Raw genomic sequence first — 18,994 nt, 5'->3', positions numbered from 1 at the left:
ATGACAGAAACTATTCACCTGAAGAAAAGATTACAAGCTGTTGCGGATACTCTCGATAATTGTAAAGGTGTCATAGATATTGGTACTGATCATGCTTTTTTGCCTATTTACTTGATACAACAAGAGCTTGTCTCTTTCGCCATTGCGTGTGATGTTGTAGAAGGACCTTTAGCTAATGCACTTACGAGTGTCAAAGCCTATGGGGTTGAAGAGTTAATAGCCATTAGGTTAGGTAGCGGGTTCGACCCCCTATTGGAGAATGATCCTATCGATTGTGCTACTATTTGTGGTATGGGTGGCGAATTGATCGTCACAATTTTAAACGAAGGATTAAAGAAACACCAATTACAAGGTATTACTCAACTCGTTCTTCAACCTAATGTTGGAGATGAAGGAGTAAGGCGTTGGTTAATGGCTAACAATTATGTGATCACTGATGAAACTATTGTAGAGGAGAGAAGTCATTTTTATCCGATAATAAAGGCCAAAAGGTCTGGAGAAATGTATGACTATTCTTCTTTTGATTGTTTTATTGGCCCAGTTTTAAAAGGCAAAGCAAAAGAGCCTAGTGTTATAGCCAAATGGAAGCATGATTTAAAGCATTATGAGAAGATACTTGATCAAATCCCCATATCTGATAAAGCAGCTTCTCAACGTGAGAGCTTTAAATTACGAATCAGATGGTTAAAGGAAGTGATTCAGAACAATGAATATTAAACAATTTATATCAATTTTCGAAACTGCTTGCCCCGAGATTCTTGCGATGCCTAAGGACCCCATTGGACTCCAAATAGGTGATTTAAATCGTCCAGTGGCGTCAGTATTAGTAACATTAGATGTTCGACCAGAAGTTGTTAAAGAAGCGATTGAAAAAAAAGTAGATGTCATTTTTTCCCATCATCCTTTGATTTTTCATCCAATTAAGCAGTTAGATTTTAGTAATCCAAATGATAAAATGATTGCTGATTTAATTAAACATAATATTACAGTCTATTCTGCTCATACGAACTTGGATATTGTACCTGGTGGGATGAATGATTGGTTTTGCGAAAAATTAGAGTTATCCAATGTAGAAATCCTTCATCCAACAAAGCAACTTAATCGCTATGATATTAGCTTAAAAGTTGCTCCTGCCAGTGTTGAAAGAGTCTACGAAGAGTTGGAAGAGCTAGACTTTCCAGTTCGTTGCTCCTTAAATGAAGAGGCTTTTGAATGGACTAGTTGGGTTGATGAACAGGAGATTCAATGGTTACAAACAACAATTAGTGAAGCCTACTTAGAAGACATGAGCCATTGGGTCCATAAGTTACAACACCATGCTGATCTAGTGTTTAATGTGACCAAAGATTACTTTTCGTCACAGAATTTTGGCTTAGGTCGAGTTGGAGAGTTGCCATTTGATATGGCTATTGATCAGTTTTTGGCATACATGACTGATAAGATGGGGTGGCAGGATTTCAGATTAGTTGAAGGTCAAACTGTACCTAATACCATCAAAAAAATTGCTATTTTAGCTGGTGATGGCGGCAACTTTTATAACGATGTATACAATAAATCGGCCGATCTGTTTATAACTGGGGATCTCTATTATCATACAAGCCATGATATCATGGAATTACCGTTTTATGCGGTAGATCCTGGCCATTATATGGAACATATTATTACAGAAAAATTGGTCGATTGGTTCAAACAACAAACAGAATTACTTGAAATTAACTTTATACCATCACAAATTAATACTGATCCGTTTAAATTTAGAAAGTGAGGTTTGTCATATGAAGCAAGAACTTTTAAACCGTTTTTTATCCTACGTTAAAGAAGATACTCGTTCAGATGAATCGAGTCACTCTATACCATCCACGCCGTCGCAAGTAGAATTTGCTAAAAAGTTAGTTGGTGAATTGCAAAATCTACACTTTTCAGATGTGTCATATAATGCTGATAATGGCTTTGTGACTGCTACTGTTTTGCCTACGACAAAGAAGAAAGTCCCGACTATTGGCTTTATTTCGCATATGGATACAGCAGATTTTGAAAGCCGTAATATCAAACCACAGATTCATAAAAATTATGATGGGAAGACAATCATTCTGAATGAAGAAGACAATATCGTATTAGATCCTTCAGAATTTGTGAACTTATCAAATTATGTGGGAGATACACTAATTACGACTGATGGTAAGACCTTGTTGGGCGCTGATGATAAGGCGGGCATTGCTGAGATAATCACGGCTATGAGTTATTTAATTGACCATCCTGAAATTGAACATGGCCTGATACGAATTGCTTTTGGTCCAGATGAGGAAATTGGTAGAGGGGCAGACCATTTTGATGTTGAATCGTTTGCAAGTGACTATGCCTATACAGTAGATGGTGGACCTGTTGGTGAATTACAGTATGAGTGTTTCAATGCTTGTTCGGCCGTCATCAAGATAAAAGGGAAAAACGTTCATCCCGGTACTGCAAAAGGGAAAATGGTGAACGCTTTAGAGATTGCACGTCAATTTCAAAACGCATTGCCATCCTTAGATGTACCAGAGAAAACGTCTGATCGTGAAGGTTTTTACCATCTAGTATCTGTAGAAGGTACTGTAGAAGAAGCTAAACTTGTTTATATTGTACGAGACCATAGTGCGTCATTATTCGAGTATCGTAAGGACTATTTAATTAAAGTAGCAGAGGACCTTAATTCAGTGTTCGGAGATCGTGTTACTTTGGAATTAGCTGATCAATACTACAATATGATAGATAAAATAAAAGAGGATATGTTGCCCGTAGAAATAGCTCGAAAAGCAATGGAAAAATTATCTATTGAACCAATCATCGAACCAATACGTGGTGGCACTGATGGTTCAAAGATTTCTTTCATGGGTCTTTTAACTCCTAATCTTTTTGCTGGTGGAGAGAATTTTCATGGACGCTATGAATTTGTGTCTTTAGAAGCAATGGAAAAAGCAACAAAACTATTGATACAGATTGCTCAAGAAGCAGTAGTTTCTGACTAAATAGCTAGCTGAAGAACCATGCGATTTCACTCTAAGTGATCGAAAAATATCCGAACTTTTGTATAGATCCTAAATCTATAACGATGGTTCGGTTTTTTTTTGTATAATGGAAGGTGTCAGACAGTTTATGTTATCCAATCCTTTTAACATGCAAAGATAAGCAGTGGTAATATCAGATAACAGTTTCCTAAAGTCCAATGCGAGCCGACTTTCTATAAGGAGTGAAGCTATGAGTTTGATTTTTAGTTTTTATGAAATAGATGATAACCCCCAAAGGTTGATTAAACCGCTAATCAAAAAGGGAAGTGAAACGGCGGAAAAACAATTGATTTTAGTGCCTGAACACATTAAATTTGAGGCTGAGCGCGATTATATTGGTTCTCTAAGTGAACAGGGGTCAGCAAGCTTTAATACCAAAGTATTCTCTATTTCCCGATTTTTGTGGTACTTATTAAGATATGACGATATTTACAATTTTGAAATTCCTTCAGGTATTACCGAGACACTTCTATTGAGCCAAGCTATTAATTCTGTTTCAGAAGAATTGACCATTTATAAAAATGCGAGCCAGTATCCGGATTTTATCACTAAAATATCTGAAGTCATGTCAGAACTAACGAGTGGTAATTTAACGATTGATGAATTGATCAGTTTGGATCAGGACAGTAAAGCATCTCATGAAAATATTTTATTACAGCAAAAACTACAAGATATAAGCAAGATTATAAAGAGCTATAACGCCTTATTACCTAAAAACTATTGTTTACGACAAAGATATCAAGAACGTGCTATAACTTTGATTAAAGAAGTGATGCGAAATACTGATGTTTATATCAGTCACTTTTACCGTTTCAATCCTGAAGAAATAAAATTGATTATGGCAATGGCAAGTCATAATGATGTTACTATTTATTTAACTGGTGATCAAAAAATGGTTAATGATTCAAATGTGTCCTTGTTTGATCCATATGATATTCCTAAACGAACATATCAAACCTTACTAGTTGAAGCTCGAAAGGAAAATATTCCGCTATACCATCACTTTTCTTCTAGAACTAATCGGGAAGAGCTTCAATTAGCGGAAACTTGGCTTAAAATATTTGAAACAACCAAAGAACAAAAGAAACGAGTCAATGTGAGTCAAGATATTCACCTAGTCAATTATTTGAATTTAGAGGAAGAGGCTATTCAAGTACTGAAAGAGATCAAGGGGTTAGTCGAGGAGCAGGGGTATCGTTATAAGGATATACTGATTGCTACACGACAATTATCACGGTATAAACTTGTCCTACCAAAACTATTAAAAGAGGGACAGATACCATTCTTGTGGGATGAACCAGAAAAAATGGCTGATCATCCGTTAGTTACTTTAATTGAAAGTTTAAAAAAAATCACTACCACCAGTTGGACCAGATCAGATTTACTAGTTCTTTTACGGAATCAGTTTTTCTCTATCCCTTGTGATTATCCGGAAATTTCCAGTGAAGTGACACACACGGGTTCGAGTACTTTAAATCAGAGTGAGAATCTAGCACTTAAAACAGACATCATTAAAGCTTTTGAATCCCAGGTAGATTATCTCGATATCCTTTTAGAAGGGTTTGGAGTTGATGAAAGGCATCCATTAATCGTAGAGGATTGGGTATCAGAGCAGGAAATCAGGAAAATGCTTATTGATCTTGATGATGAAGCTATAAAAAGGCTCGAGAATTTTTATAAACAAGTCATGAACCTGATCTCAGACATTCGACAAAGATTCAGTAAACTGATGGATATGTCTCAGTTTGCAACTGTTCTAAAGAAATTCTTGATAGACTATGGTGTTGTAGACCAATTAAACTATTGGCGCGATGTCGCAATAGAGATGAATGAGATAGAACTGTCTAAACACCATGAACAGGTTTTTAAGGTATTGCAGGATTTTATGGTTGAAATGGTGCAATATCACACTACTGAAAAAGAGTTAACTGTTTCTTATTTTGACATTCTCTTAGATCTTTTTTCGCGAACCAATTATAAGTTACCACCTACAAGATTAGACCAATTAGTAGTCACAACTATTGATGCAGTTCAATACCAACCTAGAAAAGCAATATTTATAATTGGATTGACGCAAGATGTGTTACCATTGTCGCCACCAGTGTCAAGTCTGTTCAATGAATCTGAACGTGATGCACTAGCATCTGTTATGCCTAATGATAAGGATTTGAAACCACCTTTTAAACAAAAAATAGCTGCTGAGCCCTATATTCTAGCACTAGTCCTTAAACTAGCAAGTGAGCGGTTACACTTGAGTAGTTTTCAGTTTGGAGAAGAAGGCGAAGAAATCAAAGACTCACCTTATTTAACACAGATTGCCACTGCTTTTGAAGTGGTACCTGTTAAGGCAAGAGCTAATTACGTATCAACTAGTGAGGTAGTAAACCGTTATTTGGGGGATATGCAATTTAGACAAGTCTTTTTAACTTATCTCAATAGAATTGGTGGTTATGACCACTTGATTAGTAGAATTATGTCAGCTTTCTCTTGGTCGAATATTCCCCAAAAGTTGCCAGAACGGATTGCACAAGACTTGTATGGCACAAATTTGCATCTATCTGTTTCACAATTAGAATCTTTTTATAAGGATCCTTATAATTATTTTCTAAAATATGGCTTAAAGCTACAGGAGCGTCCTACTTATGAGCCTACAGTACTAGAAAAGGGCACACTTGCTCATTTCATGCTTGACGAATTCTGGAAAGAAATTATTAGTGGTGACCTTCAACTTGAAACACGAGAACCAAAAGACCTGAAGGCTGCCTTAAGTGATGTCATAAGTCGGTCAATTGACAATAAAGCAGTAAATCCAGCGATTATTCGTCGCTTTAATTATAATAACTATACTGCCTTTATGTTAGAACGATTGAAAGAAACGATTTCTCAGGTCTTATTTGCCCAATTGGAGCTACAACAAGATTTGATCCCCCATGATGTGATGACTGAAACAGTTTTTGGCGACCAACATGATAAGTCCTTTATAGCGCCAAAATACTCCTTGTCAAACGGAGGAGTCGCTACTTTGAGAGGGCGTATTGACCGTTTAGAGCGATTTTTCTTCCAAGATAAGTCCTACATCTATGTGTCGGATTATAAATCTTCTGGTAAAAAAATTGATTTAACTCGTATCTATGATGGCGTAGACTTACAACTACTGATCTACTTAGATGTGGCCTTAAAAAAATTTAATCAGAGTCAAACGTTAGGGATGTCTTATGTGTCTTTAAAGAGTCGCTATATTGAGCATACCTATAGTACTTTAAGCGCTGAGGATCAAGCAAAAGAATTTTTGAAGAAGCGGCTTAATGACTTTAGAGCTGAGAGTATGGTCTTAAACGAGACAGACGTCTTGTGTTCCATTGATCACCGTTTAAATATAGATAACTCTTCTAGAGTTTTCAAGACGAAACTTAAGAAAAATGGAGAACTCACCAAAAACAGCGCTGTTCAATCCAAAGAATCCTTTGACACACTCTTAGCTTATGCTAATAGATTGGTGGTAGAGGCTGCAGAAAGAATTTTAAAAGGAGATATCAGTTTAGCACCTCTGGAGGATACCCTTGTCGACACAGTGAAAGAGGGAATCTATTACCCAATTAGTCTATTTGATCCAAGTCTACCGAAAAATTACTATCGTCCAAAGTCAAAGGATATTACTATTGATCATTTTAAAAAGCTATAACCAATTAGTTAGTAGTTACTAACTAATTACTAACTACTAACTAATTACTATCTTTTAACTTCAGCTCATTAAGGATGTGTTTAAATGGCAAACCAAAATTTTGATATTCCCATAAAGGAGAAAAACTCCCAATACACAGACCATCAATGGCAGGCAATTCATGAATCTGGTAGCAATATTCTCGTTTCTGCATCTGCCGGATCTGGAAAAACCACTGTACTGGCTGAAAGAGTCTTAACAAAAGTTCTATCGGGTGTTCCGATTGATTCACTGTTGATTGTCACATTTACTGAAGCTGCAGCTAGTGAAATGAAAGAAAGGATAGAAAAGAAAATTAAAGAAAGGATCAGTCTAACCGTTGATGAACAGGAGAGACTCCAACTTCAGCAACAATTGCTTTATCTGCCACAAGCTTATATTTCGACATTACATGCTTTTTGTAAGCGAATGATTGACGAGTTTGGTTACTTGTTAACGATCAATCAACAAACCAAAGTCTTGTCAAATGAGGCAGAAAAGAATCTAATATTCCAAAGTATTTGGGCGGAGATTGAAGAAGAATTGTATACGGAAGACGCTTTTACACAACTTGCCCGCCAATATGGAAATGATTCTGGTGACCAAGCATTGTTTGAACTGATCAAAAAAATCTACTATTTTTCAACAGCCAAACCAGATCCAACAGAATGGTTGGACTCGTTAAACCAATGGTATGATGTTGCTAATTCTACAACCTTTACGAATACTCCCATATATCAGCAAATGATCAAACCTGATGCTCGGCAAAAAATTCAATGGATTCTTGAGCGTTTTGATAACATAATGTGCGACCTTAATTCTGCCGGTGAAGACTATCAAAAATGGGTGGATAATGTCGAATTTTCTTATGACACTATAAAAGCAGTAGAAGATAGTTTGGAGCAAGATGATTATAATCATTGCGTTTCTTTGCTGATGAATCAATCGAAAAAGAGTTGGCCAAGAATTCCAAAAAGTAAAAAAGATGACCTTGATAGTGAATTTTTGTCATCTATTTATAGCCTAAGAGAAAACATTACAGCTGATATTAAACAGCTAACAGAGTCCTATTTTTTTGAAGAAGCAAACTATCATCTTGAAATCATGAGAATTAGTCGGCCAATCATTTCAGAACTTGTTAGAGTTACAAAATTATTCAAAATCAAATATGAGGATTATAAAAACCAACGAGCGCTGATAGACTTTAACGATCTCGAGCATAATGCGTTGGAGTTATTAAAAGTCGACCAAGTTGCTCACCATTTTAAGCATAAGTTATCTGAAGTCATGGTCGATGAATATCAAGATATTAACTCTTTGCAAGAAAGCATTTTAGAAGGGGTTAGTCGAACGGGCGATAGTAAAAATAGATTTATGGTTGGCGATATGAAGCAGTCTATATATGGCTTCAGGCTAGCCGAGCCACTTCTATTTTTAAAGAAGTACCAAGAGTATGATAAAGCACCCGTTTCTTCAGAGAAATTGAACAAAAGTAATCAGAAATCTGAGGGAAAAAGCATCATTCTAGCTGAAAACTTTCGATCTCGTTTTGAAGTATTAAATTCTGTCAACCGGGTCTTTTCGCAATTGATGGATGATGACATTGGAGAAATGTCCTATGATGAAAAAGCGCATTTAATTGAAGGCAATCGTTATTATGTGCCTGATGACTCTTACAAAACAGAGCTATCATTAATTGTTTCACCGACATCTTCAAGTAATCAAACGACAAATGACGATCACCCAGAAGATAATTCAGAAGATAATAGTAACGAAGTTTTAGATGCAGATTCTAGAGGGTTGCTGACTAATTTGGAAAAACAACCCGATATTACTTATATGGCCACAAAAATAAAGGAACTCATTGTCACAGAATTTAAGGTTTTAGACAAGAGGGGGGAAAAGAAGGCAATTTCTTATAGAGATATTGCGGTTCTTGTACCTACTCGATCACAAAATGAAGCAATTGAGTCAATATTTGCTAGTTTCGGCATTCCAGTCGACATTGAGCATGGAGACTCGTATTTTAAACGTAGTGAAGTGACGATAATTGTCTCTTTGTTAGAAGTCATCGATAATCCTTATCAAGATATTCCGTTAGTTGCAGTACTAAAGTCTCCCTTATATGGTATAAGTGATCAATTGTTGGCAGAGATTAGAATAAAGAATCCCGATTCGTCTTTCTTTGAGGCCGTTAAAACCTATCAGAGAATTGAGGGTAATCCATTAATTACACAATTTCTTGATGACATATCAAGATGGCGCCTATTAGCGAAACAAGTTTCACTGGTAACCTTTATTGAAAGTATTTACAGGGAAACCTACTTTCCAGAAGTTGTTAGAAACTTTCAAAACGGTGATGAAAGATACCATAATGTTCAAGCTCTAATTAAGCGAGCTGCAAGTTTTGAAGAGCACGGGTTTAAAGGCTTACGTGCCTTTATTACTGTGATATCTTATTTAAGAAAGTTTGACAATGACATGAAGCCAGTTGAAAAGCCCGAACAAGATATCAACTCGGTGAAAGTAATGACGATTCATGGTAGTAAGGGTTTGGAGTTTCCAATCGTATTCTTAGCCGCTATACATAAAAGGTTCAATTTTGAAGACTTCCGTAAACCAATCATTCTAACAAATCATAACGGATTGGGAATAGATTATTTCGATGAGAAAGACTACATAAAGTACCCTTCGATTGTCAAAAAGACCTTAATTAACCAACAGAAAAGAAAAGAATTGTCAGAGGAATTGAGAAAGCTATATGTTTCAATGACAAGAGCACGAGAAAAACTGTTTATGGTTGGAAAAGTCAGTGAAAATGCATTGAACAATTTTGAGGCTTTTCACCAAACTCGGGACTTGTTGCCAACGGCTTTACGTGAATCAGCTCATTCGTTTCTAGATTGGCTTGGTTATATTGTCCCAAATGATGACATCACCTTAACTGTGATTGAAGAAGATGACGTCGTTTCTAACGCCATAAACCAAGCACTAAACTTAATGCATGATGGTGAAGAGCCAGATAGTAGGGAAGAGGCAGAAAACAGGGATACCGAAGAAATGAAGACTGTTGATAATAGGTCTATTCCTAACGATTTCACGATAGAAAAATTCAAAGATCAATTAGATAACTTATATGGGGTCGAATATCCGAATGATGAAGCTACAAAATTAGCGGCATACCAATCTGTCTCAGAAATAAAGCAAATCAATGTTGACCCAGATTATCCTGATCTTGAGATTGCTCCGTTCTTGGAATCAAAAAAACCAAGGGCAATCCAATTTGATAAGCAGTCTGATCTAAATCTTGGCAGTAAGAAATTATCAAGCATTGAGCGAGGGTTGCTGTATCATGAGATTTATCGTCTTTGGGTCGAGGAAACAAAGCAAATGAAAACGATGGATTTCGCCTTAGCTTTTGATAGTTTACGAGACGGTTATCAATCTGTATTTGAGTCACTGACGGAGCCGGAAGTTGGAACGCTATATCGTTTCTTTATTACTAAAATTGTGCCATTAATATCGAATGATTTTAGTGACATAGCAGTGGAGAAGTCATTTTCTATGGTTCTTCCAGTGGAAGCGGCAAGTGAACGGTTAAAAAGTAATCAGACAATTGACACTAGCGATGATAAAATCATGGTGCATGGTACTATAGACTGTTTCATTGAATTTAAAAATCAGATTGTTTTGATAGATTATAAGACAGATCATATCAAGTCGGAAATTCAACTGAAAGAAAGAGTTGACATGTATACTGTTCAACTTAAAAACTATAAAACCGCTCTAGAACTAGCCTATAAAAAGCCAGTGACTGCATCCTATTTAGCCTTTATTAGGGCGAATAAAGTAATTTCAGTTGAATGATTCTATAAAGATTAATGTCGGTAGAGTGATATAGATAGAATGATATAGTTAGAGTGATAAATAGAGGGATATAGATAGAAAAAGCGATATGACAGTTTAAATTGTCATATCGCTTTTTACTGTTGTTTTTAAAAGTAAATTACCATATATCTATTTATTGGGACTATGGTTTAAAAATTGACACCCGTTCTAGTGTAATCATTCGTAGCATTCCACAATAGATATTCGTTGACTCCAGCATCTCGTAGGGCATCTAACTGATCATTTACCTCATCAGCGCCGTATTCCAAGTAGTTACCATATCCTAAATAGGAAGCGGTAAAATCCTGCAACCAAGGTCTTGAGACAGGTTTCTCATCATGTTGACCCAATAGAGCATTTTCGACTTCCATGTAGGCAGAAACTAACTCATACGGGTGCAAGTCTGGTTTGTCAATACCAAAATAAGACGTTCCCCAATGGCTGGGATAGATCATTGACGAAATAATGTCAACATTTGAAGAAATGCTACTAAAATTTTGTCCAATCCCAGAAGCTTCATCGATTGTAGCGGCGTACCCAAATATATCGACACTAACTTTTACACCGTATGGTTTCAATTTTTCATGGGCGTAGGCGACAAAGTCAGTGACTGCATCAACTCTCTGATTAAGATCTTCACTCTCATTCGAGTAGTTTTCTGCATCATAGTTTAAGTTGTGAGAAAATGTTTCAAAGCCTTCAGGGAAGCGAACATAATCAAATTGTATCTCTTTAAATCCTGCTTTTGCAGCTGCTTCTGCTACTTGAACATTATAATCCCAGACTTCTTTTTTAAATGGATTAACGAATTTATCTCCAGCACCACTACTCCAAAGCGATCCATCAGCCTGGGTAAACGACAGGTCTGGTCGTTCTCCAGCTAATATACTATCTTTAAATACAACGATACGAGCTATAGGGTATATCTCGTGATCTTCTAATGTTTTCAGCATATCGTTTGTATCTGGTATGATATTCTCAAAATTATTTTTTCCTTGTTCATGTGTGACACCCTTTAATGGCATAGTGATAAACCCTGTGTCATCTTTAACATCTATGACGATGCTATTTAATTTTGTGTCATCTAAAAATTGAATGAGATCATCACGAGACTCTCCATTGAAATTGTATGCGGAAGCATAAATGCCTCTCACACCATCTTTTGGATAGGGAATATCAATGCCACTATCGTAGAACAATCGTTGTGGTAGATTTTTGGGCGTTTCAAGTAGTTTACCGATCCTATATGGTACATTTTCACCATCATTAGAACTGTCATCAGCCAAAACTGTTTTGCTTTGGAAGATGATGCAAATAAATGCCAGCATTATGACTATTGCTTTGAAAAAAAAGCTAACAGATTTATTTAATATCATAGATATGAGCCCTTTCTGAATTATTTGAATGACAAGAAGCTTATTCTGCGACAACTAGTTTATCATGGACTGATCTGATAACAGTAGATAAGCCATCTAGTTGGGTTGAGAGAGCATCGACTTCTTTCATGTTTTGATCAGCAAGTTTGTTGATATCAGAAAGACCAGCTTGAAACTTTTTATAGTCCATATCCTCGTCCCCAAGAGAGCTATAAAATTTTCTTTCGGCATCAAGCATCAATTGGTAATCCTTGGTGAACTTACCTTTTACTTTTTTGAATGAGTCTAAACTGGACATCAATGACGTAATATCCTCTTTAGTAACTCCTTTTGTTTGAGATGATTCAATAGCCGCTAAACGTTCTCTAGCTTTATCTAATGATTTGTTGAGTTGGATAAGTATTTCAATACTTTCTTGTCTTTTATTGAGGTTATCAAATATCGGTCCTTGTTCGTCACTAAAGGTTTCTAGACTTTCATCCTCACCAATGGTTGCCTCAAAATCATCCTGCAAATTTACTTCACTTTTTTTAATAACATCCAATTCACTAATGCTATCATGTGATTCAGCTTCAAATTCATTTAAAGCTCGGATGGCCTGTTGCTCACGATTAGAACATCCCGTGAGAAGAAAAAGCGAGACTAGTATAAACAAGATGTATCTATATCTAAGCATAGATAACTCCTTCAATCGTAATAGTGAATCTCTACTCATTATAGTGTTTTTTAAACTTTCTGGCAAGAAAGGGTTATTTTTACTGTGTTTACTTCTTTAAGATGATATAATAAAACTAAATTCTACTTTAAGGGGTATATAAATGATAGGTTATATTGTCTTGATAGCAATAGGAGTTCTACTTGATCAATGGACAAAGATGCTAGTTGTTAACCACCTTGCATTAGGTGAGACTAAGCCAGTCTTAGACAAAATATTTTCCTTGTTTTATTTGCAAAATAAAGGTGCTGCATGGGGAATTCTAGAAGGTCAACGGTTGTTTTTTTTGGTCATCACAATCGCGGTTGTTATCGTGCTAGTTTATTTGATTTATCAAAACAGGAATAATGGCATCTTAGTCAACTTATCCTACGCTTTGATCGCTATGGGAGCTATTGGTAATGGGATTGACCGTTATAGGTTGGGGTATGTTGTTGATATGATACAACTGGAATTTATTGATTTTCCAATATTTAACGTTGCTGATATGTGTTTGACTGTTGGGGTCATACTATTAATCAGTTATTTTATTTTAGATGAAGTGAGGGCTCACCTTGGATGAAGGGCAAAAAGAAACATTAGATACTAATGCTTATAATACCCAGCCATTAGACCAAGTCACTTTTGAATTAACAACAGATGAAGAACGATTGGACACTTGGCTTGCTGACACCTTAAAAGAGACTAGTCGGTCTCAGATTCAAAAATGGATTGAAAAAGGATTAGTAACTGTTAATGGGAACAAAGTAGTCAATAAAACTTCACTTAAGAAAGGCGACTTGGTACTAGTTGTTTTTCCGAAGAAAGAGGAACCGTTAAACGCCAATCCTGAAAAGATGGATTTAGATATTATTTATGAGGATCGCGATATCATTGTTCTTAATAAACCGTCTGGGATGGTAGTTCACCCTTCTATCGGCCATAAGTCTCATACTCTCGTCAATGGACTATTAGCTTATTGTGAAAGCTTAAAGGATGTTGGTGAATCCTTTAGACCAGGAATTGTGCATCGTATCGATAAAGACACATCAGGTCTACTTGTAGTTGCAAAGAATAGCAAGAGTCATTCTGTACTGGCTAAAGAGATTGCAAAGCATAATGTTATAAGAGAGTATACGGCTATTGTTGCAGGAATCATCACAGAGTCGAGCGGCACTATCAATGCCCCTATAGGTAGAGATCAGAAAAATAGATTGAAGAGGGCAGTAGTGAAGGGCGGTAAAGAGGCGATCACTCATTTTAAGGTGGTTGAACGCTTTAACACTGCTACAGAAGTGGTGTGTCATCTAGAAACAGGCAGAACACATCAGATACGTGTTCATTTTGATTATATTAAACACCCAATCTTAAATGATCCAATGTACAATAATGATGGGAAACCTAAGACAGAATTTGGGCAATATCTACATGCTGGGAAGTTATCGTTCAATCACCCGATTACTAAAGAAAAGATGACTTTCACAGCACCCTTACCCAAAGAGTTTGCGGTATTGTTAAATAGTTTAAATAAGAGGTGAAAATATGGATTCAGTTTTACTAATGGACGAAGCAGCCATTAAACGCGCATTGACACGTATCAGTTATGAGATATTAGAGAAAAATCGTGGTGTTAAAGATATCGTTTTAGTAGGAATCAAAACAAGAGGTGAGTTTTTAGCAGATCGGATTGCTAAACGCATTGAAAGCATCGAAGATACTACTATAACCAGTTTTGCGATAGATATCACTAATTATCGAGACGATCAAGAAAAAAATGGTGGTATGATACCAGTAAAATCGAATTTAGGGATTGCTAGAGAAGAAAATTACCCGATTGATAACAAGTATGTCGTTCTCGTTGACGATGTATTGTACACAGGAAGAACAATTAGAAGTGCAATGGATGCTTTGATTGATTTGGGTCGCCCAAAAAGAATCGGATTAGCAGTATTAATCGATCGTGGTCATCGTGAACTTCCTATTAGGGCAGATTTTGTTGGGAAAAACATTCCGACTTCTCGTAGTGAAACAGTTGATGTTTCAATCACTGAAATCGACGACAATGATCAAGTGACTCTTATAAAAGAGGACTAATTATATAAGAGGACTAATTCCTAATTATGATTGTTTTAACAAGGAAAGTCTTGATACACAAAAAGAAACACCACTATTTTTTATAGTGGTGTTTTTCGATAAGACTTTCTTTAGGTGTGACATAAACTGTTTTTTGTCCCTCATAGACAACGAAACCAGGTTTTGATCCATTTGGTTTTCGAAGTTTACTGACAGGTACAATGTCAACCGGCACATTAGCTGAATCCTTGAATTTTGAGTAATAAGCAGCTAATTCTGCAGCAAGTGTAATCGTTTCATCAGTAGGGGCTGTACTTTCGATGACAACATGAGATCCGGGTATGTTCTTGGCATGGAGCCACAGATAAGCTTTATTAGCATCTCTAAGAGATAGGCGTTCATTTTGTAGGTTATTTTTCCCAACTTTGATTAAAGTGCCGTCATCTGAAATAAAGCTAAATGGTTTACTTTTTTGAGCATTTCTTCCTTTAGATTTGTGAGAATTGCGCTTTAAATAGTTTCCTTTGACCAGTTCATCTTTTATAGCCTCGATGTTTGAAATATCTGATTGGGCTAATTGTATGTTCAGTATTTCAAAATAATTGATTTCTTGTTTAGCATGCTCGATTTCATGACGTAGATAATGAACAGAACTTTTTAGCTTTTGGTACTGTTTGAAATAGTATTGTGCATTTTGATTCGGCGTTTTCTCGGGGTTTAGACGAATAGTAATGGGTTCCTCATTAGCATAAAAATTTTTTAGGGTGATACTTTCTTGTCCCTTTGTAATCTCATACAGGTAAGCAGTGAGTAACTCTCCTTTAATTCGATAATCATCTGCAGTTTCTGTTTTTTGCAATTGTTTCGAAATCTTTTTAATTTTTTGCTTATTACGGGCAATCTCTCTACGGATTAATTGCTTGATATCACCAGCCATCTGTTTGATACGATTTTTTTGAATACTGCTAGTTACAGAAAAATCAATTGCTTCAGAAAAGCTTTCTGTTCGTTTTATAATATCTTTCGAAGACAGACTAGAGTAGGGAAAAGGAGTTGCTATAAAAGTGCCATTATTTTTATAAACTAATGGCTCAAGATCATGGTGACAAAAATCGTAAAATGCTTGCCCTAAGGAACAATCTCGCTGAATGCTTGATGAAACGATTTCAAAGGCTGTTTTCTTCGCAATTCCTTCAAAATTTGCCGTTATTAAAGTCGCTAAACGATTTGCAAGATCTGATGGGTTTTCGTTTTTTTGGTGTACTAACTCTTTAGTTTGTGAATTAATAGAATTAGAAAGGTTACTTGTGTTATCGGCTGGTTCAGCTAATGATGTTAAGATCGTTTCTAACTCTAAAACATCATATATAAAAGGATTTCTTTTGCCACTTTTTGGTGGTGCAATATAAGAAACACCTGGAAGGATTTCTCTAAAACTATTGAGGTGTTCATCGACGTGCTTAATGGCATCAATGATTTTACCATTATGTTCCACTAATACGAGATTACTATGTCTTCCCATTATTTCTAAGATTAATTGCAACCGTTCGTGATCACCGACCTCATTCAAGTGTGTAAAATTGAGGGTTAAAAAACGATCATTGCCGTGTTGTTCAAAGCTTTCGATTCTTGCACCTTCGAGGTATTTGCGACAGATAAGGCAAAAATTGGGAGCTTTTAAAGGATTATCGTTTGAAGTATTACTTGTATGGATTCTTCCGTTGATTGCATCAACAGATAAAATCAATCGATAGTTTTTCCGATTTGAACGAATCATGAGGTGTAGTTCTTGGGATAGAGGCTGGTAAATTTTTCCTATGCGACCTCCAGAGAGTAAAGGACTGATTTCTGTTAAAATATAATGGAGCGATAAACCATCAAATACCATTGTGGACCTCCTAGTGATTTTCTAATTTATACTCTATCACAAAAGCCAATAGTGTGGAAATGTATGCTTTAGTTGCATGAAATAATGGCTTGGGGGTTCTTTTGGAATCACTCCTTAATAGGAAACTACTTTATAGTGAACTAAAAGTAATGTGGCATTGTATTTAAGCATGTCGATAAGGTCTTTTTAATAGGGTTCCCATACTGCCACAACTGCCTTGTCTAGATGTGGAGGCATACAACATATTGATATAAAATAGGCTATTTCTTCAAATTACCACAATATATGGGTTTACCATTTCCTAAGAATGAGGTAAGATAATAAGCGTAATCATAAATTAAGAGGTGGATTAAATGAGCAAATCAGTAGTCGTCTATTCAAAACCAAATTGTATGCAATGTTTATTTACTAAGAAATTTTTAGATGAGCATCATATTGCGTACACTGAAAAAGATGTAACAGCTTCAAACGAAGCACTTAACGAAGTGAAGGAAATGGGTTTTCAGTCATTACCCGTTATTTCTGTCGAAGGAGAGACCCCTTTTTACGGATTTAACCCCGATCTCCTAGAGTCCATTACTCAGTAAGAAATGGCTTCTTTAGTAGTTAGCAACTCTTTAAAGATGATGGTATTGTTTTTTTTAAGGAGCTAGTCTTAGTTCTATAGGTCCTGTTAGTTCTATAAGTCCTGATAATTCTATAGGAAATTTGTCTAGTGTAAGTTAGCCTTATAATGTGAAGGTAAAGTCTTTGATTTTTTCAAAGGCTTTTTTTGCGAAAGAAAAGTGAAGAGTCTATAGTATGGATTGAGGCAAGTATGGATTAAGGCACTATGATTTAGGCGATAGTCAGTTTAGATGATTGATAGTGACAGCAGAATACCATAAAATAGGTAATGAAACGTTTTGATACAGTCTTTTGATTTTCTGTCATTGATACCACGATAGGTCAACTTATTAGGACATCGCGCAACACTACGAGACGACTCAAGTAATGACGCAGTTAATCAAGTGGTCTTTTGGGAAATGAGTTTTTAGTGAAGGTATGTCGTCATAGTAAAATTTCAGAGGAGAAATTTATGTTAGCAAACCAAAATATTCTGGTCGTTGTGACTGGTGGAATCGCAGCTTATAAAATACCAAATGTCGTGAGACAATTGATAAAAAAAGGGGCAAGTGTTCGTGTTGCAATGACTAAAACAGCTGAGAAATTTATCACAGCAGAAACCTTTCGTGTGTTAACGAAAGAACCGGTCTTGACAGATGATAATTACCAGATTTCTCCAGTAGCGCATATCAACTTAGCAGACTGGAGTGATCTCGTCGTAGTCACTCCAGCGACTGCAAATACAATCGCTAAACTTGATGAGGGAATTGCTGATAATGAAGCACTTAGTACATTGTTAGCAACCACTGCTCCAGTAGTGGTGTTTCCAGCAATGAATCACAATATGTGGCAAAACAAGCGTACTCAGCGTCATATCAAAAATTTGAAGGATGATGGTGTTTGGGTCGTCGAACCAGAAACGGGCTTTTTGGCAGAGGGTTATGAAGGTAAGGGAAGATTGCCAGATATCGATCAGCAAGTCAAAGCAATCGAGTTAGTAACTGAAGCAATTGCCCAATTTCCACCTCTATCTTCTAGTGGGTTGAAGGGATTCAGTTTCTTGATTTCTGCTGGAGGCACGCACGAAGCAATTGATCCAGTGAGATTTCTAACGAATAAATCGTCAGGAAAAATGGGTGTAGCACTTAGCAATGCGGCTCGTTTATTGGGAGCTACTGTAAAGTTGATTGCCACTCCAGAGGCAGCCGTGCTCCCCAAGTTACCAGAGGTGAAGACGACTGTTATCGAGTCGGCCATACAATTAAACGATGCCATACAGAATGAATATAAAAATTATGATGTTGTTATTATGGCTGCTGCAGTTAGTGATTATCGCGTCGCACATTATAGTAACCAAAAAATAAAAAAGCAACACCAAGAGAAAAGTGGTTTTCAGTTAGACCTAATGACTAATCCTGATATTTTAGCCTCGATTGACAATCGTCAGTGTTATAAGGTTGGCTTTGCTGCTGAATCTATTGATATTATAAAATACGCAAAGGACAAGTTGAACAAAAAAAGTGCAGATATGATTGTTGCTAATGATATTAGCAAGAAAGAGAGTGGTTTTAATAGTGATGACAATGAGGTAATCATCATTACTGAGAACGGCGAACACTTTATTGATCGCAACAAAAAAGAAGCCATAGCTATTTCTGTCCTAAAGGTGATTATGGAAGAATACCACAAGAAAGCTAAGTAGATATAATACAATTTGAGGGGGAT

General features: G+C 36.2%; 13 protein-coding genes. 10 read left to right on the top strand and 3 right to left on the bottom strand.

What is annotated here, in order from left to right; translation table 11 throughout:
• The 5 genes from H541_RS0103045 to addA all read left to right on the top strand — a co-directional run bounded on the left by H541_RS0103045 (position 1) and on the right by addA (position 10,611).
• Complete coding sequence (locus H541_RS0103045; RefSeq protein WP_022795876.1) at positions 1–717, top strand: tRNA (adenine(22)-N(1))-methyltransferase; 717 nt, start codon at positions 1–3, stop codon at positions 715–717.
• Entirely contained in the window at positions 707–1,765 is a 1,059-nt protein-coding gene (locus tag H541_RS0103040) for a Nif3-like dinuclear metal center hexameric protein (RefSeq protein ID WP_022795875.1), read from the top strand. Before H541_RS0103045 ends, H541_RS0103040 begins: the two co-directional genes overlap by 11 nt.
• 10 nt (positions 1,766–1,775) lie before the next feature.
• Entirely contained in the window at positions 1,776–3,005 is a 1,230-nt protein-coding gene (gene pepT, locus H541_RS0103035; RefSeq protein WP_022795874.1) for a peptidase T, read from the top strand.
• A gap of 229 nt (positions 3,006–3,234) precedes the next feature.
• Positions 3,235–6,726 (top strand): PD-(D/E)XK nuclease family protein, encoded by a 3,492-nt coding sequence (locus H541_RS0103030; protein ID WP_022795873.1) that lies wholly within the window; start codon positions 3,235–3,237, stop codon positions 6,724–6,726.
• Between the two features lie 84 nt (positions 6,727–6,810).
• Positions 6,811–10,611 carry a helicase-exonuclease AddAB subunit AddA gene (addA, locus tag H541_RS0103025; protein WP_022795872.1) on the top strand — a complete coding sequence of 1,267 codons (3,801 nt, stop codon included), beginning with the start codon at positions 6,811–6,813 and terminating at the stop codon, positions 10,609–10,611.
• Between the two features lie 170 nt (positions 10,612–10,781).
• On the opposite strand, the gene H541_RS0103020 is transcribed toward addA, so the two are convergent.
• A complete protein-coding gene (locus H541_RS0103020) occupies positions 10,782–12,008 on the bottom strand; it encodes a putative glycoside hydrolase (protein WP_022795871.1) in 1,227 nt (408 codons plus the stop codon).
• Positions 12,009–12,048: 40 nt separating this feature from the next.
• Positions 12,049–12,684: a YkyA family protein gene (locus H541_RS0103015; protein ID WP_022795870.1), complete on the bottom strand. Its 636-nt coding sequence runs from the start codon at positions 12,682–12,684 to the stop codon at positions 12,049–12,051.
• A 142-nt stretch (positions 12,685–12,826) separates the two neighbouring features.
• On the opposite strand from H541_RS0103015, the gene lspA reads away from it, so the two are divergent.
• Genes lspA through pyrR form a run of 3 tightly spaced genes read left to right on the top strand, consistent with a single transcriptional unit; the run spans position 12,827 to position 14,796 of the window.
• The gene (gene lspA / locus H541_RS0103010) at positions 12,827–13,285 is read left to right on the top strand and encodes a signal peptidase II (RefSeq protein WP_022795869.1); all 459 of its coding nucleotides are present in this window, start codon (positions 12,827–12,829) and stop codon (positions 13,283–13,285) included.
• Positions 13,278–14,240 (top strand): RluA family pseudouridine synthase, encoded by a 963-nt coding sequence (locus H541_RS11400; RefSeq protein WP_022795868.1) that lies wholly within the window; start codon positions 13,278–13,280, stop codon positions 14,238–14,240. The genes lspA and H541_RS11400 overlap by 8 nt, the downstream gene beginning before the upstream one ends.
• 4 nt (positions 14,241–14,244) lie before the next feature.
• Positions 14,245–14,796 carry a bifunctional pyr operon transcriptional regulator/uracil phosphoribosyltransferase PyrR gene (gene pyrR / locus H541_RS0103000; RefSeq protein WP_022795867.1) on the top strand — a complete coding sequence of 184 codons (552 nt, stop codon included), beginning with the start codon at positions 14,245–14,247 and terminating at the stop codon, positions 14,794–14,796.
• A gap of 73 nt (positions 14,797–14,869) precedes the next feature.
• Here pyrR and H541_RS0102995 read toward each other — a convergent pair whose 3' ends face one another.
• Entirely contained in the window at positions 14,870–16,663 is a 1,794-nt protein-coding gene (locus H541_RS0102995; protein ID WP_022795866.1) for an Rqc2 family fibronectin-binding protein, read from the bottom strand.
• Between the two features lie 353 nt (positions 16,664–17,016).
• Here H541_RS0102995 and nrdH point away from each other — a divergent pair, with 353 nt between their 5' ends.
• Positions 17,017–17,250, top strand: a complete 234-nt coding sequence (gene nrdH, locus H541_RS0102990) for a glutaredoxin-like protein NrdH (RefSeq protein WP_022795865.1) — start codon at positions 17,017–17,019, stop codon at positions 17,248–17,250.
• Positions 17,251–17,741: 491 nt separating this feature from the next.
• The gene (gene coaBC / locus H541_RS0102985; protein ID WP_022795864.1) at positions 17,742–18,971 is read left to right on the top strand and encodes a bifunctional phosphopantothenoylcysteine decarboxylase/phosphopantothenate--cysteine ligase CoaBC; all 1,230 of its coding nucleotides are present in this window, start codon (positions 17,742–17,744) and stop codon (positions 18,969–18,971) included.
• Positions 18,972–18,994: the final 23 nt, after the last annotated feature.

This window comes from Bavariicoccus seileri WCC 4188, assembly GCF_000421665.1.
GTDB lineage: Bacteria > Bacillota > Bacilli > Lactobacillales > Aerococcaceae > Bavariicoccus > Bavariicoccus seileri.
The sequence above is the reverse complement of the archived record's forward strand: the minus strand, read 5'-3'. Positions and strand labels throughout refer to the sequence as shown.

Excerpts from the sequence above, each read along its gene's own strand:
- H541_RS0103045 (WP_022795876.1), top strand. The coding sequence starts at position 1 with ATGACAGAAACTATTCACCTGAAGAAAAGATTACAAGCTGTTGCGGAT.
- H541_RS0103040 (WP_022795875.1), top strand. The coding sequence starts at position 707 with ATGAATATTAAACAATTTATATCAATTTTCGAAACTGCTTGCCCCGAG.
- pepT (WP_022795874.1), top strand. The coding sequence starts at position 1,776 with ATGAAGCAAGAACTTTTAAACCGTTTTTTATCCTACGTTAAAGAAGAT.
- H541_RS0103030 (WP_022795873.1), top strand. The coding sequence starts at position 3,235 with ATGAGTTTGATTTTTAGTTTTTATGAAATAGATGATAACCCCCAAAGG.
- addA (WP_022795872.1), top strand. The coding sequence starts at position 6,811 with ATGGCAAACCAAAATTTTGATATTCCCATAAAGGAGAAAAACTCCCAA.
- H541_RS0103020 (WP_022795871.1), bottom strand. The coding sequence starts at position 12,008 with ATGATATTAAATAAATCTGTTAGCTTTTTTTTCAAAGCAATAGTCATA.
- H541_RS0103015 (WP_022795870.1), bottom strand. The coding sequence starts at position 12,684 with ATGCTTAGATATAGATACATCTTGTTTATACTAGTCTCGCTTTTTCTT.
- lspA (WP_022795869.1), top strand. The coding sequence starts at position 12,827 with ATGATAGGTTATATTGTCTTGATAGCAATAGGAGTTCTACTTGATCAA.
- pyrR (WP_022795867.1), top strand. The coding sequence starts at position 14,245 with ATGGATTCAGTTTTACTAATGGACGAAGCAGCCATTAAACGCGCATTG.
- H541_RS0102995 (WP_022795866.1), bottom strand. The coding sequence starts at position 16,663 with ATGGTATTTGATGGTTTATCGCTCCATTATATTTTAACAGAAATCAGT.
- nrdH (WP_022795865.1), top strand. The coding sequence starts at position 17,017 with ATGAGCAAATCAGTAGTCGTCTATTCAAAACCAAATTGTATGCAATGT.
- coaBC (WP_022795864.1), top strand. The coding sequence starts at position 17,742 with ATGTTAGCAAACCAAAATATTCTGGTCGTTGTGACTGGTGGAATCGCA.